Source organism: Buchnera aphidicola (Hyadaphis tataricae) (genome assembly GCF_005081445.1).
GTDB classification, from domain to species: Bacteria; Pseudomonadota; Gammaproteobacteria; order Enterobacterales; family Enterobacteriaceae; genus Buchnera; species Buchnera aphidicola_AE.
In genome coordinates this window covers 210,325-227,470 of sequence record NZ_CP034873.1, presented here as the reverse complement: position 1 = coordinate 227,470, position 17,146 = coordinate 210,325, and the positions used below count along the sequence as shown (strand labels likewise).

The 17,146-nt window shown below is 27.7% G+C and carries 12 protein-coding genes; 5 read left to right on the top strand and 7 right to left on the bottom strand.

Annotation, left to right across the window (positions count from 1 at the left end; all coding sequences use genetic code 11):
• The first annotated feature begins 85 nt into the window (after window positions 1-85).
• Window positions 86-967 carry a polyamine aminopropyltransferase gene (gene speE, locus D9V69_RS01035; RefSeq protein WP_158356490.1) on the top strand — a complete coding sequence of 294 codons (882 nt, stop codon included), beginning with the start codon at window positions 86-88 and terminating at the stop codon, window positions 965-967.
• Window positions 968-972: 5 nt separating this feature from the next.
• Window positions 973-1,782: an adenosylmethionine decarboxylase gene (gene speD, locus D9V69_RS01030; RefSeq protein WP_158356489.1), complete on the top strand. Its 810-nt coding sequence runs from the start codon at window positions 973-975 to the stop codon at window positions 1,780-1,782.
• A gap of 122 nt (window positions 1,783-1,904) precedes the next feature.
• Here speD and lpdA read toward each other — a convergent pair whose 3' ends face one another.
• The 4 genes from lpdA to D9V69_RS01010 all read right to left on the bottom strand — a co-directional run bounded on the left by lpdA (window position 1,905) and on the right by D9V69_RS01010 (window position 8,512).
• Window positions 1,905-3,323 carry a dihydrolipoyl dehydrogenase gene (lpdA, locus tag D9V69_RS01025; RefSeq protein WP_158356488.1) on the bottom strand — a complete coding sequence of 473 codons (1,419 nt, stop codon included), beginning with the start codon at window positions 3,321-3,323 and terminating at the stop codon, window positions 1,905-1,907.
• A gap of 21 nt (window positions 3,324-3,344) precedes the next feature.
• Window positions 3,345-4,556: a 2-oxo acid dehydrogenase subunit E2 gene (locus D9V69_RS01020; RefSeq protein ID WP_187308318.1), complete on the bottom strand. Its 1,212-nt coding sequence runs from the start codon at window positions 4,554-4,556 to the stop codon at window positions 3,345-3,347.
• Window positions 4,557-4,568: 12 nt separating this feature from the next.
• Window positions 4,569-7,232, bottom strand: coding sequence for a pyruvate dehydrogenase (acetyl-transferring), homodimeric type (aceE, locus tag D9V69_RS01015; protein WP_158356487.1), 2,664 nt, complete (start codon window positions 7,230-7,232; stop codon window positions 4,569-4,571).
• A 230-nt stretch (window positions 7,233-7,462) separates the two neighbouring features.
• Window positions 7,463-8,512, bottom strand: coding sequence for a GMP reductase (locus D9V69_RS01010; protein ID WP_158356486.1), 1,050 nt, complete (start codon window positions 8,510-8,512; stop codon window positions 7,463-7,465).
• A 56-nt stretch (window positions 8,513-8,568) separates the two neighbouring features.
• On the opposite strand from D9V69_RS01010, the gene coaE reads away from it, so the two are divergent.
• Window positions 8,569-9,222: a dephospho-CoA kinase gene (gene coaE / locus D9V69_RS01005; RefSeq protein ID WP_158356485.1), complete on the top strand. Its 654-nt coding sequence runs from the start codon at window positions 8,569-8,571 to the stop codon at window positions 9,220-9,222.
• 364 nt (window positions 9,223-9,586) lie between these two features.
• On the opposite strand, the gene secA is transcribed toward coaE, so the two are convergent.
• From secA to truA, 3 genes are all read right to left on the bottom strand, one after another.
• On the bottom strand, window positions 9,587-12,214 hold the full coding sequence (secA, locus tag D9V69_RS01000; protein WP_158356484.1) for a preprotein translocase subunit SecA: 2,628 nt from the start codon (window positions 12,212-12,214) through the stop codon (window positions 9,587-9,589).
• Between the two features lie 101 nt (window positions 12,215-12,315).
• Complete coding sequence (gene mrcB / locus D9V69_RS00995) at window positions 12,316-14,568, bottom strand: penicillin-binding protein 1B (protein WP_261979639.1); 2,253 nt, start codon at window positions 14,566-14,568, stop codon at window positions 12,316-12,318.
• Window positions 14,569-14,677: 109 nt separating this feature from the next.
• Window positions 14,678-15,496: a tRNA pseudouridine(38-40) synthase TruA gene (truA, locus tag D9V69_RS00990; RefSeq protein WP_410051801.1), complete on the bottom strand. Its 819-nt coding sequence runs from the start codon at window positions 15,494-15,496 to the stop codon at window positions 14,678-14,680.
• Window positions 15,497-15,773: 277 nt separating this feature from the next.
• On the opposite strand from truA, the gene dksA reads away from it, so the two are divergent.
• A complete protein-coding gene (gene dksA / locus D9V69_RS00985; protein WP_158356482.1) occupies window positions 15,774-16,229 on the top strand; it encodes an RNA polymerase-binding protein DksA in 456 nt (151 codons plus the stop codon).
• 115 nt (window positions 16,230-16,344) lie between these two features.
• Window positions 16,345-17,139, top strand: a complete 795-nt coding sequence (gene panB, locus D9V69_RS00980; protein WP_158356481.1) for a 3-methyl-2-oxobutanoate hydroxymethyltransferase — start codon at window positions 16,345-16,347, stop codon at window positions 17,137-17,139.
• The last annotated feature ends 7 nt before the right edge of the window (window positions 17,140-17,146 follow it).

The window sequence follows — 17,146 nt, the reverse complement described above, 5'->3', positions numbered from 1 at the left end:
ATCAATTGTTACAATACATTGATGATTTTTGATTAATGATCAAATTTTCACAACATTATATTAATAAGGTAATAGAAAAAACACCATGGATCAAAAAAACACATGGCATGAAAAACTTTATTGTCATCTTGGGCAATATTTTACAGTTGATGAGCTTTTATATAAAGGTAAAACTGATTATCAAAACGTGATGATTTTTAAAAATTCTATTTTTGGAAAAATTTTAGTCATAGATGACATTGTTCAAACTACTGAAAAAGATGAATTTATATATCATGAAATGTTAACTCATCTTCCTATCTTTGCTCATAATTCAATAGAAAGTGTATTAATAATAGGAGGTGGAGATGGTGGTATACTTCGTGAAGTATGTAAACATGAACACATCAGAAATATTACTATGGTAGAAATTGATCAAAAAATTATTGATTTATGCAATATTTTTTTCCCTAATCATAGCAATCATGCTTACGAAGATTCTCGTGTAAAATTAATTATTGATGATGGTTTTAATTTCACGAAAATAACAAAAAAAAAATTTGATTTAATTATATCTGATTCAACAGACCCAGTGAATTATGGAAAAAATTTGTTTTTATCAGAATTTTATTATAATTGCAAAAATTGTCTTCATAAAAATGGTATTTTTGTAGCACAAAATGGTGTATTTTTTCTTCAAAAAAATGAAACAATATCCTCTTATAAAATTTTAAATAAAATTTTTTATGATACACGATTATATCAAGCAGCTATTCCTACATATTATGGTGGAATCATGATATTTGCGTGGGGTACTGATAATATAGAATTAAGAAAACAATCTTTAACAACATTGCAATCGCGCATAAAACATACAAAATTAACTTTTAATTATTATAACTCTAAAATCCATATAAGTAGTTTTTATTTACCTCAATATATTCTGAATGAATTAAAGAATAGTGAAAATCCTTTCATAGGAGAGTAATTAAATTGCAAAAACTAAAATTATATGGCTTTAACAATTTAACTAAAAGCCTAAGTTTTTGTATCTATGATATTTGCTATGCGAATACTGACGATTCACGTAATAGTTATATTTCTTATATCGATGAACAATATAATGCAATTCGATTAACTAAAATATTAAAAAAAACTTGTTCTATTATTGGTGCAAATGTTTTGAATATTTTTCATCAAGACTACGAACCTCAAGGGGCAAGTGTAACTATTCTCGTGTGTGAAGAACCCATAAATATAAAAAAAATTAATATTTTAAATAACAATATTGTTTCGTCTTCTGTTCTTGCTCATTTAGATAAAAGTCATATATGTGTACATACATATCCAGAAAGCCATCCTCAAAGTGGTATTTGTACTTTTAGAGCAGACATTGAAGTTTCAACATGCGGAATCATATCCCCTCTTAACGCTTTAAATTATCTTATACAAAAACTAGAATCAGATATCGTAACAATTGAATATCGTGTTAGAGGATTTACACGAGATATTCATGGCATTAAACATTTTATCGATCATAAAATCAGTTCAATTCAAAATTTCATGTCGAACAACATAAAATCTATGTATGATATGGTTGATGTCAATGTATATCAAGAAAACATTTTTCATACGAGAATGCTGTTAAGAGAATTTAATTTAAAAAACTATCTTTTTAACATTGATTTAAAAGATCTAAAAAAAACAGAAGAATCATATATAATAAATTTATTATGGAAAGAAATGAGAGAAATATATTATGGCAAAAATTTATCGACAAAAAACAAAGAGGTGTATTCCTAAATACAGCATAAATGTAATTGTACAACACAAAAAAATGAATTTTTATATATGAGAAATAATTATCTATAAATATATGTGTATTGTTATCTAATAAAAAATTTTATTAGATAACTTAAAAATAATTATTTAGATTTTACATTTAAAAGATCTGTGACACTTCCATGAAAAATTTCTGCAGATAAACCGATAGATTCATATAAAGTCGGATGAGCATGAATAGTTAATGCAATATCTTCAGCGTCACAGCCCATTTCAATTGCAAGAGTCACTTCACCAATTAATTCACCAGCATTTGTACCGATAATAGATCCACCAAGAATTCTATGAGTTGTTCTATCAAATATTAATTTTGTCATACCTATAGAAGAATTTGAGGCTATAGCTCTACCTGAAGCTGACCAAGGAAAAACAGAAACTTCATAATCTATATTTTTTTCTTTAGCTTCTGTTTCATTTAATCCAACCCAAGCAATTTCTGGATCAGTATATGCTACAGATGGAATACATGTAGGTTCAAAAAAATGATTTTTGCCAGAAATAACTTCGGCTGCAATATGACCTTCATGAGTTCCTTTATGAGCTAACATTGGTGGACCTGTCACATCGCCAATAGCATAAATATGAGGAATACTAGTTTTTAACTGTTGATCCACATCGATAAATCCAAAATTATTAATTTTTAATCCTATTTTTTCTAATCCTATTTGTTTGACATTTGGTGTTCTTCCTATTGCGATTAATATAGCATCGTAAAACTCAGATATTGTATCAACATTATTTTTGACAATTGTTGTCATTAATCCATTTTTGCTAATTTTGACTTTACTCACATGAGTGTTTAACATGACATTGAATCTACTATTTATAGATTTGATATATAGATCCGTAATATCTTTATCTAATGCAGGTAAAAATCTTGTAAAACGATCGATCACGTCAACTTTAGAACCTAATGCGCTATATATTGTTGCCATTTCTAAACCAATAATACCAGATCCTATAATTAAAAAACGATCTGGTATCTTTTTTAACAATAACGCATCAGTTGAATTCCAAACATTGTCATTTTCATAAGGCAGTGAAGGCATTTGAATTGCAGTAGAACCAGTAGCGATGATAGCATTTTCAAAAAAAACAGTCACTGTCTCTTGTTCATTGTTGACTAAAATACTTTTTTCAGTATTAAAAATAGCAAATCCTTGAATAATTTTGATGTTTCTTTTTTTTCTCATGACAGATAAACCATGACTCAGTTTATCAATAATACTATTTTTCCAACATCTTATTTTTTCAATATCAATTAATGGGTCGCTAAACGATACACCTGTCACATGTAATTCTTGAGCCTCTTTAATTAATTTAGATATATGGAGCAAAGCTTTTGAAGGAATGCAACCTACATTTAAACATACACCTCCTAATTTATCATAGCGTTCTATTAAGATTGTTTTTAAACCTAAATCTGCACAACGAAAAGCTGCGGAATAACCAGATGGACCTGATCCAATAACGACAACTTGAGTATGAAATTCTTGATGCATTTTTACCTCTTAAAGAATAAATTACATAATCAAAAAATGCATATCAGAAAGCAACTTACCAATAAATGTAATAAAACGTGCTGCATCAGCACCATTAATAACTCGATGATCATATGACAAAGATAAAGGCAGCATTAAAGAAGGAATGAATTCTGTACCATTCCATAATGGTTTAATTATGGATTTTGATATACCAAGAATTGCTACTTCAGGGGCGTTAATAATCGGAGAAAACCAACCACCTCCAATACCACCTAAGTTAGATATTGTAAAAGAACCTTCTGATATATCTGATTTATTTAATTTTTTTTGACGTGCTTTTTCTGACAGCGCTATCAATTCTAAAGACAATTGTTTAATATTTTTCTGATCAACATTTTTTAAAACGGGAACAACTAAACCATCTTTTATATCAACAGCAACACCTATATTAATATATTTTTTTAATATAATTTTATGATTATTTTCGGAAAAAGAACTATTAAATATAGGAAATCGTTTTAATGCACAAGCAACAACTTTTAAAATGAAAATTAATATTGTCACATTATGCGATTTTTGGTGAAGATTGTTATTCTCAAAATTATATTTTTTTCGAAATTTTTCTAAGATAGTAATATCTACTTCATCAAATTGTGTCACATGAGGTATATTTTTCCAATTTTTTTGCAAATTAATACCTGTTTTTTTTTGAATATTAGTTAAATCAATTTCTTTTATTGTTAATATATCAGAAATATTAGCTTGAATTACATTATTTTCTTTATTGTTACAATTTAGTATTTTTGCATATGCTTCGACGTCTTCTCTTAAAATACGATGTTTACGACCTGTAGGAATCACATCATCTAATTTAATTTTTAAATCTCTAGCTAAACGTCTTACGACAGGTGTCGCGTGTACAAAATTATTTTTTAAATAGTTTAAATCTTTAATAACTTCTTGATCTAAACTGTTTTTATCTTTTTTCAATACATTTTGATCATTATGGTTTAACTTTTCAAGAATATTTAAAACCATTAAAACAGAAGAAGTTTTAACTTTATCACCAATTTTTACATAAATATGTTTAATAAAACCCGATTTTGGAGACGGTATGTCCATTGAAGCTTTATCGCCTTCTACAGTGATTAGTCCTTGTTCATATTCTACTTTGTCATTTATTTTGACTAATATTTCTATAACTTCTACTTCATCTACACCAATATCAGGCATTTTGACTTCAATATCCACTGTTTTTACCTCTTAAGCTAAACGCGGATTAATTTTGTTAACATCAATATTAAATTTGATAAGCGCATCCTCTACTAACTTAAACGAAATACTATTTATTTTAGCTAACAAATGTAATGCAGCTATAACAATATAATGTGAGTTCACTTCAAAATGACTTCTTAATTTACTACGGCTATCTGAAAGACCAAAACCATCTGTTCCTAACACATAATATTCTTTCGAAGGAATATAATTTCGAATTTGTTCAGCAAATAATTTCATATAATCGGTAGCAGCAACCGCTGGACTAGTATTCATGATTTTTTTAATATAAGCTAATTTTTTTTCTTTATCAGGATGTAGCATATTCCATCGCTCACAATCTTCACCATTTCTAGCTAATTCTGTAAAAGAGGTAACACTGTATATTTCTGTTGTTATAAGATAATCTTTTGATAAAATTTCAGCAGCATCACAAACAGAACGTAAGATCGCTCCCGAACCCATAAGTTGAACTTTTAATGCTGAACGATGTAAAGTTTTTAATTTATAAATACCTTTACAAATACCTTTTTCTACACCCTTCGGCATTGCAGGCATATAATATTTTTCATTAATTGTAGTAATGTAATAATATATGTTTTCTTGTAATGGACCATACATACGTCTTAGTCCATCTTGAATAATTACAGCAATTTCATATGCAAAAGCAGGATCATAAGATATACAATTAGGAATAGTTAAAGATTGTATATGACTATGCCCATCTTCATGTTGCAGACCTTCGCCGTTAAGAGTTGTTCTTCCGGAAGTGCCTCCAATCAAAAAACCTCTTGCTTGCTGATCTCCAGCTGCCCACAATAAATCTCCAATTCTTTGAAAACCAAAAATTGAATAATAAATATAAAAAGGAATCATAGGAAAATCATTAGTGCTATAAGAAGTTGCTGCTGCTAGCCAGGATGCTGCAGCACCTGATTCATTTATACCTTCTTGTAGAATTTGACCTGTTTTAGATTCTTTATAATAAGCTAATTGTTCTCTATCTTGAGGGGTATAATTTTGACCATTAGAACTGTAGATACCAATAGTTCGAAACAGGCCTTCCATACCAAAAGTACGTGCTTCATCGGCAATAATAGGAACTATTAAATGTTTAACAAAATTATTTTTTAAAATGATATTTAAAACACGAACAAATGCTATAGTTGTAGAAATTTTTTTATTTTGTTCTTTTAATAAAACATTAAAATCAAGTAAATCTGGTAGTATTATTGGATTAGTAAACTTAGACAAACGAATAGGAATGTATCCTCCTAATTTTTTTCTTTGTGAATGCATATAAGAATATTCTTCAGAATTTTTATCAAAGGTAACATATGGTAACTCAGTTAAATTATTATCGGATATTGGAATATGAAAACGATCACGAATATGCATGATTTCATCAATGTTTATTTGTTTAATTTGATGAGCAATGTTTTTACCTTCTGCAATTTTTCCCATACCATAACCCTTTATAGTATGTGCTAAAATTACTGTTGGTTTATTTTGTGTTTCTTTAGCTTTTTTAAAAGCATTAAACATTTTTTTTGGATCGTGTCCTCCTCTATTTAATTTCCATATTTCTTCATCAGTCATATCTTTAACTAAGTCAAGCGTTTCTTTATATTTTCCAAAAAAATTTTTTCTAACATATGCACCATCTTTAGATTTAAAAGTTTGATAATCACCATCTATTGTTTCATTCATTAGTTGAATTAACCTTCCAGTTTTATCTTTTTTTAATAATTTATCCCATCTATGACCCCATATAACTTTTATTACACTCCAACCTGCACCGGAAAAAAAATTTTCTAATTCATTAATAATTTTTCCATTTCCAACTACTGGACCATCTAATCTTTGCAAATTACAATTAATAACAAATATTAAATTATCTAACCCTTCACGAACAGCTGTAGCAATCGCTCCTTTAGATTCTGGCTCATCCATTTCACCATCACCTAAAAAAGCATAAACCACTTGTTGAGCAGTATCTTTTAATTTTCTATTGTTTAAATATTTTAAAAATTTTGCTTGATAAATAGCACAAATCGCTCCTAAACCCATAGATACAGTAGGAAATTGCCAAAAATTTGGCATTAATTTAGGATGCGGATAAGAAGATACACCTTTTCCATCTACTTCTTGCCTAAAATGATTAATTTGTTCTTCTGATAAACGTCCTTCTAAAAAAGCACGAGAATAAATACCAGGAGCTATGTGACCTTGAAAATAAACTAAATCACCTCCATTTTTATCATTTTTAGCTCTAAAAAAATGATTAAAACATACTTCATATATTGTTGCTGATGATTGAAAAGATGATAAATGTCCGCCTAATTCTAAATTTTTCTTAGATGCACGCAATACCATCATTATAGCATTCCAACGAATTGCAGAACAAATCTGTTTTTCTAAAACAAGATTTCCAGGATATTCAAATTCGTCTTCAACAGAAATAGTATTAACATAATCACTCGTTAAATATAATTTAAAAAAATCTGATCTGTTAATTTTAGATTGTTTTAAAATTTGTTCAATTAAAAAATAAGCTCGTTTACGACCTTCTATTCGTATAACGGATTCAATAGCCTGCACCCAATCGCTAGTTTCAATTGGATCCACGTCATCATATAAACGTTCTGACATGGTAAATTCCTTATACATTATATATTAATAATTAAATCAACGTTAACACACATTATTATAAACATTATTTTTTGAATTTAATAAAATACACCATTTTACCTTTTATAAGGTAATTAAACTGTTAATAACAAATATCTAAAAAGTTAATAAAATTAAATATATAAAAAAATAGAATTAATTTTATTGACTTTCATTAAAAATAAATCACGACAGTGTTATTAAAAAAATGTTTATTTGTTAAAAATATCAAAAATACAATTTTCTTGTTCTGTTACTCTTATAAAAGTTGTTCTTTTTGTTAATTGTTTTAATTTTTCAGCACCGACATAAGTACATGTAGAACGTAAACCCCCTAAAATATCACTGATAGTAGAATCTACACATCCTCGAAAGGGTATTTTTACTGTTTTTCCTTCTGAAGCACGATATCTCCGAATTTCCCCTGTATACCGTTTCATTGCAGAATTTGAACTCATACCATAAAATAACATATATTTTTTTGATCTTTCTTCAATAATATCTCCTGAACATTCAGAATGACCAGAAAGCATTCCTCCTAACATCACAAAATCAGCTCCTCCACCAAAAGCTTTAGCTATATCTCCAGAAACAGAACATCCTCCGTCACTAATAATATGACCATTCAAACCATGTGCTGCATCAGAACATTCTATAATAGCTGAAAGTTGAGGATATCCAACACCAGTTTTTAGTCTCGTTGTACATACTGAACCTGGACCAATACCTACTTTAACTATATCGGCACCCGAAATTATCAGTTCTTCAACCATTTCTCCAGTCACAACATTTCCTGCACAAATAATTTTATTAGGAAAACAATGTCTGATTTTTTTTAAAAACGAAACAAAATGTTCAGAATAACCATTTGCTACATCAATACAAATATATTTTAATGAATCAGACAACAAAAAAATTTCTTTAATTTTTTTCATTTCTTCTAGCGATGTACCTATTGAAACTATGACATGTTTTAATATGTGTTGAGATGATATATTAATAAAATTCTTCCATTCATCTAATGAATAATATTTATGCACTGCTGTAAGTATATGAAATTTAGATAAAGCTCTCACCATTTCAAAAGTTCCTATTGTATCCATATTTGCAGCAATAATAGGAATGCCAGACCACATAACAGAAGAATATTTAAAAGAAAAAGTACGCATAAGATCTACTTCAGAACGACTTTTTAATATAGAACGTTTGGGTCTAATTAACACATCTTTAAATCCTAATTTTATGTCTTCTTCAATGCGCATAAATTTGTTATCCTAAATAAAATATATAGATTACAAACCTCAAAAAAATAAAACTTATGACTTATATTGTAGCACTTACTGGAGGTATTGGTAGTGGAAAAACAACAGTTTCTGACTGTTTTAAAAAAATAGGTGTTAATGTTATCGATACCGACATCATCGCAAAAAATATCATAGAAAAAAATGTAAAAATATCTTTGATTATTGCACAAAAAATTGGAAAAAAAATATTAAATTATAATAATTCTATTAATCGATCCTTATTGAGAAAACATATTTTTGAAAATAAAAATGATAGATTATGGTTGGAAAATCTTTTGCATCCTAAAATTTATCAGGAAAGTCAAAATCAAATCAAACTTTTAAAATCAGCTTGGTGTTTATGGGTAGTACCTTTATTGATAGAAAAAAAATTAGAAAAAAAACCTGATAGAATTTTATTAGTGGATACAACAATTAATCGACAAATCCAACGAATAATAAAAAGAGACAAGATCAATATCCAAGAAGCAAGAAGAATGATTTCTATACAAGCTAGCAGAAAAACTAGAATTTCAATATCAGATGATATTATTTTTAATAAAAACAATATAAAAAAAATATCTCAATGTGTTGAATACTTAAATCATTTTTATTCATATTTATCAAAAAAACATAATTATAATCAAATAATTAATACAAAAAAAAATTATTTAACAAAATTTTTTTAAAAATTTATAGTTATATTAAATTTTTGCATGCATATTAATATTCTCAAAAAAATACTCTCATTAAGGGTTTTAATAAAAATATACATTTCTTTTGTAAAGAAATCTCAAATTATATCTGCATGTAAAGAATGTATACATTTTTTCTTTATTAATCTTCATCTAATCTAGTTATATAAATTGTTTTATTCCAATACTTAAAAAATTATATTCTTTTGAAAAATATCTTATAATTTTGTATCTATTTTAAATATCTATCTGAATACGATTGTACTTCTTATCAATTTTTTGATTATAAAAAATTTTTTATTTATAATATTCGAGGTGTTTTATATGTGATTAGTACTTTCTTCAGATGATGTATATATTATAACGCACCATGACAGTGTTTATATTTTTTTCCTGAACCACAAACACACAACGCATTTCTACTAATTTTTATATTCTTAGAAAATAATGGTGTTAATTTTTGATATGCAGTCATACACTGATTTGCATAAGATAAAGTGATTTTACACAGTATAGATGCTACTTCATATTTTAATAAATTTAACATGTTAGAAAACATATTAAAAGATTCTCGTTTATATTCTTGTTTTGGATCCTTTTGAGCGTAACCCCTCAAATGAATACCTTGTCTTAAATAATCTATAGCTGCTAAATGATCTTTCCAAAACGAATCTAATGTTCGTAACATAATATGCTTTTCTATTAATCGCATTTTATTTGAACCGATCACGTTTTCTTTTTTTTGATAATGTGCTATTAATATATCAGTTATTTTTTTAGTCACATCATCTTTATTTAAATTAGAATCTATATCTAACCATTTTGATATAGAAATATGTACATCAAAATCCAATTGAAGTCGTTGTTCTAAAGCAACAATATCCCAATATGTTCTTTTAGTATTATGTAAAAAAGATAAATCAACAACAGAAATTAACACATCTTTTAAAATGTCTTCAATAATTGTTTGAATATTTTTGGAATCAATTAAAACATTACGTTGAGAATAAATGACACCGCGCTGTTCATTTATAATATCATCATATTCTAAAAGTTGTTTTCTAATATCAAAATTTCTACTTTCTACTTTTTTTTGTGCATTTTCTATAGCTTTATTTATCCAAGGATGTTCGATTGATTCATTTTCAGATAACCCTAGTTTACGCATCATGCTGACTATTTTATCTGAAGCAAAAATTCTCATTAAAGAGTCTTCCATGGAAATATAAAATCTAGAAGAACCGCTATCTCCTTGACGACCAGAACGACCTATTAATTGATTATCAATACGACGTGATTCATGCCGTTCAGTCCCAATTATATGTAATCCACCTGCAGAAACAACTAAATCATGTTCTTTTTGCCATTTTGCGCGAATTTTTTTTACTTCATCCCCATTGAGATTGGAGTGTCGATGAATCTCTACATTCAAATTTCCACCAAGTACTATATCTGTGCCCCGACCTGCCATATTTGTAGCAATAGTAATTGATTTAGATTTACCTGCTTGTCCAATAATTTCAGCTTCTTTGGCATGAAATTTAGCATTTAAAACATTATGTATAATGTTTAATTTATCCAAATTTTTAGAAATTAATTCTGATTTTTCTATAGACACAGTACCGACTAATACTGGTTTTTTTATACGAACACATTCTTGTATGTCTTTAATAATTGCCCTGATCTTTTCTTTTTCAGTTATATATACTAAATCAGACATATCTTTTCGTATCATTGGTTTATTTGTTGGTATGGTCACGGTATCAAGATTATAAATTGAATAAAATTCAAACGCTTCGGTAGACGCAGTACCAGTCATACCGGATATTTTTTCGTACAAACGAAAATAATTTTGAAATGTAATAGATGCTAAAGTTTGATTTTCGTTTTTTATTGATACATTCTCTTTGGCTTCTATTGCTTGATGCAATCCATCTGACCATCTTCTTCCCGGCATCGTCCTACCTGTATGCTCGTCGACAATTAAAATGCTATCATTCTGTACAATATAATCAACGTTTTTCACGAATAACTTATGAGCACGCAGAGCAGACAAAACATGATGCATTAACACAATGTTTTTTGAAGAATACAATGATTCTAGTTTATTTACAAAATTTTTATTCAACAGTATCCTTTCAACTTCAATCAAACCTCGTTCTGTTAGATGAACTTGTTTTGATTTTTCATCAATAAAAAAATGACCAGTGCCTTGAAAAAAATCAGAATCTTCTTGTTTTTGCAACACTAGAAGCGGTACAATAGCATTAATTTTTTTATACAAATCAGAACTATCTTCTGATGGCCCTGAAATAATTAACGGAGTTCTAGCTTCATCTATTAAAATAGAATCTACTTCATCTAATAATGCATAATGTAAACCTCTTTGTACTCGTTCTTCAGGAAAAGAAACCATATTATCACGTAAGTAATCAAAGCCATATTCATTATTAGTACCATATGTAATATCACATAAATAAGCTTGTTTTTTGAGTGTAAAAGGCATTTCAGATAAGTTTAATCCAACTGTTAAATTAAGAAACTCAAATAATGGAGTATTTTGTTCCGCATCTCTACGAGCTAAATAATCGTTCATAGTAACTATATGAACGCCTTTACCTATTAATGCATTCAAATAAGCTGGTAGCGTTGAAGTTAAAGTTTTACCTTCTCCCGTACGCATCTCTGCAATACATTGATTATTTAATACTATTCCTCCTAGTATTTGTACATCAAAATGACGCATTCCAAAAACACGTTGACTAGCTTCTCTAACTGTAGCAAAAGCTTCTGGCAATAAATTATTTAAATGTTCACCATCCTGTAATCGTAACTGAAATAATTTTGTATTATCTTTTAGTTCTTGATCTGAATAACGTTTAAAACGTTCTTCTAATTGATTGATAGCATAAACTGTTTTTTTAAACTTATTCAAAACACGATCATTACGAGTACCAAAAATTTTAGCAAAAATTTTATTTAACATATTATCATTCTCATATTTAAAAAATGCTTCAAAAAAATAATATTAAAAAAATATTTTATTGTTTCTTTAGTGCTATAGTGACTTGATAAATAAATGATTTATTAATTATAAAATAAATTTTTTAACCAAAACCAAAGATTTTTTTTACGTTTTGAAGAATATTCCAACAAATCACTATTATGACAAATTTTGATGTTTTTAAAATTCCATATTGGAATAATTTGGTCATACTGATGCTGTTTTTCGCAAAATAAACGTCCTTGATGATTAGTATAAAACATACTAATATTTTTTGGAGGAATTAAATTTAAAGGAATTGGATGATGATAATGAAGATATTTTTGATAAACTTGCATGGCGCCAGACGTGCTATATAATTTAGTACTCTTATTATTATCTCTACCCATCCAAACAATTACAATTTGTTTTCCATCAATACCGATAAACCAGTTATCTACTAAATTATTTGTAGTACCAGTTTTTCCTGCTAAATTAAATTGTTTAAAAGTTTTTCCTAACGATTTTGCTGTCCCATTTTTTATTACTTGCTGCATTGCATATAATATCAAATACGATGCTTCCGAGGAAACTGTATATTTTGATTCAGGTAAACTATAATATAGAACTTTACCATCTTCAGATAATACTGATCGCACTGAAGATAACAAAGATTTATAACCTCCATTTGCAATAATTTGATATACCTGACCAACTTCAATAGGTGTTAAATTAATTGCCCCTAAAGATATTGATGGAAAAAAATTTAATTGTTTTTTTGAGATTCCTAATTTTAACCACATATCGATAATGTTTTTTAAACCTATATCTAAACTTATATTTACCGTTGGTATATTTACTGAATGTATTAACGCATCCAATAACATGACTTTACCACTAAAGTTATAATTGTAATTATTTGGCATCCAAAATCGACCATTTTCTAATTTTATTGAAATAGGATTATCGGCAATCCAGGTGTTTAAATGATATTTTTTTGGATTTGACAATGCGGTTAAATATGTTATTGGTTTAGATAATGAACCAATAGAACGACGTGCATTTAAAGCTCTATTATAACCATTAAACCTTGTTTGCGTACCACCTACCAGTGCTTGTATTTCTCCAGTAAATTTATCTATAACTATCATGGCTATTTCTAAATCTTTTAATCTTTTTTGTTTTTTGAGTATAGGAATAGTGCTTTTCACAGTTTTTTCAACTGCATTTTGTGTAATGGGATCCAAAGTTGTAAAAATTCTTAAACCTGAAACTTTATTAATAGCATGATCTATTTTTTTTTTTAATTCAATGTTCACAAATTGCATAAAGGAAGGATGATATGAAATTACTTTACCCTTTGATTTTACATGTAAAGGACGTTGTGATAGTTTTTTATATATGTTTTTTGTGATGTGTTTTTGATGATATAATGATAAAAGAACTAGATTTCTTCTCTTTAATGCTAAAATAGGATGAGTCCAAGGATTATATAAAGAAGCTCCTTTCACCATACCCACTAACAACGCATATTGTTCTAAAGTTAATTCATTTATTGGTCTACCAAAATAATAAATACTCGCCAGTGGAAATCCTCGAATTTGTTCGTCACCATCTTGTCCTAAATACACTTCATTTAAATATAATTCTAAAATGCGATCTTTAGTATAAAAACAATCTAAAATAACAGCCATATACATTTCATTCATTTTTCTTAAAATTGAACGAGTATTAGTTAAAAAAAGATTTTTTATTAATTGCTGAGTCAGTGTGCTGCCACCTTGAATTGTATGTCCCGCCATTATGTTAACCAAGAGAGCTCGTCCTATAGAGAATAGATTAATACCCTCGTGTTTATAAAAAGATTTGTCTTCAATTGCAAGCAATGTTTTAACCAATATTTCTGGATATTTATTGATAGAAAGAAAAATACGTTTTTTTCTTTCAGGTGATTTTAACATAGTGATCAATTTAGGCTCTAAACGAAAAAAACTAAAATCTCGATTGCTCTCCATATTCTTAATCTTTTTTAAAATATTTCCATTAAAAAATAGTTTCACATAAAATTCTTTTTCTTTCATATCTGGAAAATCAAAATTGCGTCTTATAAATTCTATAGTGTTTTTTTTTATAACATATTCTCCAGGAATCATTACTTTATCGACTTCTTTATACATCGTATTTTTTAAAATATTTACAATTTCTTTTTGAGAATAAAAACTACCTGGTTCTAAGTTAATTATACGTCCATATATTGAAGTAGGAAAACTCCATACTTTTCCATTAATTAAATGACCGATTTTTAGATATAAATAAAATCCGTACAACAACAATAAAATTAACACTAAAAAAAACATGTTGATTAAAATCTTTCGTTTTTTTGTATTAAAATACATTCATTTTCTCTTTGTTTTTCTTGTTATATTTATTAAAAAGAAATCACTTTTTTAAAGAATGGTAATATTTTTATATAATAAAATCAGGCCTACGCGCTACTTTTGGTAAACCAAATTTCAAGGGATATTCTACATGCATTAAATATAAACCTTTAGCTGGAGCAGTCACACCTGCATCAGATCTATTTTTTTTAAACAACAATTCTTGCATCCAAATATCTTTTTTTTTTAAACTTCCAACTTCAATTAAAGTGCCTACAATATTTCTCACCATATGATATAAAAAAGAATTCGCTGTAATATCAATAATAATCCAATTTCGCTTTCTTTTAACATTTAGTTGAAATATTTTTCTCCAAGAGGAGCGTGATTGACAATGAGTTGCTCTAAATGATGCAAAATCATGTTCTCCTAATAAATATTGCGCTGCAACATGCATTTTTTTGGCATTTAACTTTTTATAAATATGATGTACTCTGTTGTGAAAAATTGGAGTACGAACACAATAATTATATATTATATAACGATAAGAACGTGAAAGAGCACTGTATCGAGCATGAAATACTGGCAATACTTCTTTCATCCAAATAACAGAAATATATTTAGATAAATAACTGTTAACCCCAATGGTCCAAGATGTATTGTTTCTTATAGCTGTGGTGTTAAAATGTATTACTTGACCAAAGCTATGAACTCCAGCATCAGTTCTTCCTGCGCAGACAATTGATATTTGATGATCAGCAATTATAGATAAAGCTTGTTCTAATTCCTCTTGAATGCTAGATGTATTTTTTTGAAACTGCCATCCATGATAAAAGGTTCCATCATATTCAACACCTAAAGCTATTTTTTTCATTTGTTTGATACCATTTTCAAGATAGTATAACATTCAAAAATACCGCATAAAATTTATAGATATTTCATTAAAATATGTAATTATTTTCTTACAGAATCGAATTATTTAAAAAAAATATTTAGAGATAGTTTATATTAAAATTATTTATTATAATATTTTTTAGAAACAAAATAATAAAAAACAATCTATTTTATCAAAGATTCCTAATTTTTTTTAAATTCAGTTAAATATTTTTAAACAATCACAATCTTCATTAAAAATTAGATTAGTTTTTTCTTTTATCAAAAAGCAAAATATCTCAGAGGAATCTATGAAAACAGAAAAACACAAAAAAACGTCATCTTTGAACGTACTTTCTATTGCAGGATTAAAACCTTACCAAAAAAAAACAAATGAACAATATATGAATAAAAATCAAATGTTGCATTTTTATACCATTCTAGAAACGTGGAAAAAACAATTAAAAAGTGAAATTAATCACACTTTGCTTTATATACAAGAAAAAGCCACTAATTTTCCAGATCCCATTGATCGAGCTACACAAGAAGAAGAATTTAGTTTAGAACTAAGAAATCGCGATCGCAGTCGAAAATTGATTAAAAAAATTGACATTACTCTAAAAAAAATAAAAGAAAAAGATTTTGGTTACTGCAACTCTTGTAGAATTGAAATTGGAATTCGTCGTTTGGAAGCAAGACCCACTGCTAATCTATGTATTGACTGTAAAACATTAGCAGAAATTCGAGAAAAACAAATGACTGGTTAAGGATCAAATATCACAAGTTTTTTAAGAGAAGAATACTCGTTTTGAAATCATGTCGAGTATTCTCTTCTAATTAATTTTTTAACATTAAATATTTATTATAATTATAGAAAAAAATATGGAACAAATTACTATATCTACATTAAATAACTGGAAAAAAAGCAAACAAAAAATTGCCGCTATTACCGCTTATGACTTCAGTTTTGCAAAACTGTTTTTTACTCAAGGTATTTCGGTGATGCTGATCGGTGATTCTCTTGGTATGACAATACAAGGACATACCTCTACCTTGCCGGTAACAGTTCAAGATATTGAATATCATACAAAAGCAGTACGAAATGGAGCCCCAAACGCATTTTTGCTAGCCGATATGCCATTTATGTCTTATGGAGAAATTAATCAAGCTCTTAATAACGCATCTAAAATCATACAATCTGGAGCTAATATGGTGAAGGTAGAAGGAGGAAAATGGCTTGTAAAAACTATTAAAGAATTATCTGATAGATCAATATTAGTATGTGGTCATATAGGTTTAACACCTCAATCTATTCATTATTTAAGCGGATACAAAGTTCAAGGAAAAAATACATATGATAAGAATAGAATAATAGACGAAGCATTTATATTAGAAGAATCAGGCATTAAAATGCTAGTTTTAGAGTGTATTCCAGAACTTTTAGGAAAAAAAATCACGCAAAATCTATCTATTCCAGTTATTGGAATTGGAGCAGGAAAATATACTGATGGACAAATTCTTGTAATGCAAGATATATTAGGAATTAATGAAGGTAAATTAGCAAAATTTGCAAAAAATTTTCTTGTTGACAGTAACAGTATTCAACACGCAATACAGAAATATATAAAAGCAGTGCAAACAGGGACGTATCCTCAAACAATTCATAGTTATATATAAGTAAGAG

Excerpts from the sequence above, each read along its gene's own strand:
- speE (WP_158356490.1), top strand. The coding sequence starts at position 86 with ATGGATCAAAAAAACACATGGCATGAAAAACTTTATTGTCATCTTGGG.
- lpdA (WP_158356488.1), bottom strand. The coding sequence starts at position 3,323 with ATGCATCAAGAATTTCATACTCAAGTTGTCGTTATTGGATCAGGTCCA.
- aceE (WP_158356487.1), bottom strand. The coding sequence starts at position 7,232 with ATGTCAGAACGTTTATATGATGACGTGGATCCAATTGAAACTAGCGAT.
- D9V69_RS01010 (WP_158356486.1), bottom strand. The coding sequence starts at position 8,512 with ATGCGCATTGAAGAAGACATAAAATTAGGATTTAAAGATGTGTTAATT.
- coaE (WP_158356485.1), top strand. The coding sequence starts at position 8,569 with ATGACTTATATTGTAGCACTTACTGGAGGTATTGGTAGTGGAAAAACA.
- secA (WP_158356484.1), bottom strand. The coding sequence starts at position 12,214 with ATGTTAAATAAAATTTTTGCTAAAATTTTTGGTACTCGTAATGATCGT.
- mrcB (WP_261979639.1), bottom strand. The coding sequence starts at position 14,568 with ATGTTTTTTTTAGTGTTAATTTTATTGTTGTTGTACGGATTTTATTTA.
- truA (WP_410051801.1), bottom strand. The coding sequence starts at position 15,496 with ATGTTATACTATCTTGAAAATGGTATCAAACAAATGAAAAAAATAGCT.
- dksA (WP_158356482.1), top strand. The coding sequence starts at position 15,774 with ATGAAAACAGAAAAACACAAAAAAACGTCATCTTTGAACGTACTTTCT.
- panB (WP_158356481.1), top strand. The coding sequence starts at position 16,345 with ATGGAACAAATTACTATATCTACATTAAATAACTGGAAAAAAAGCAAA.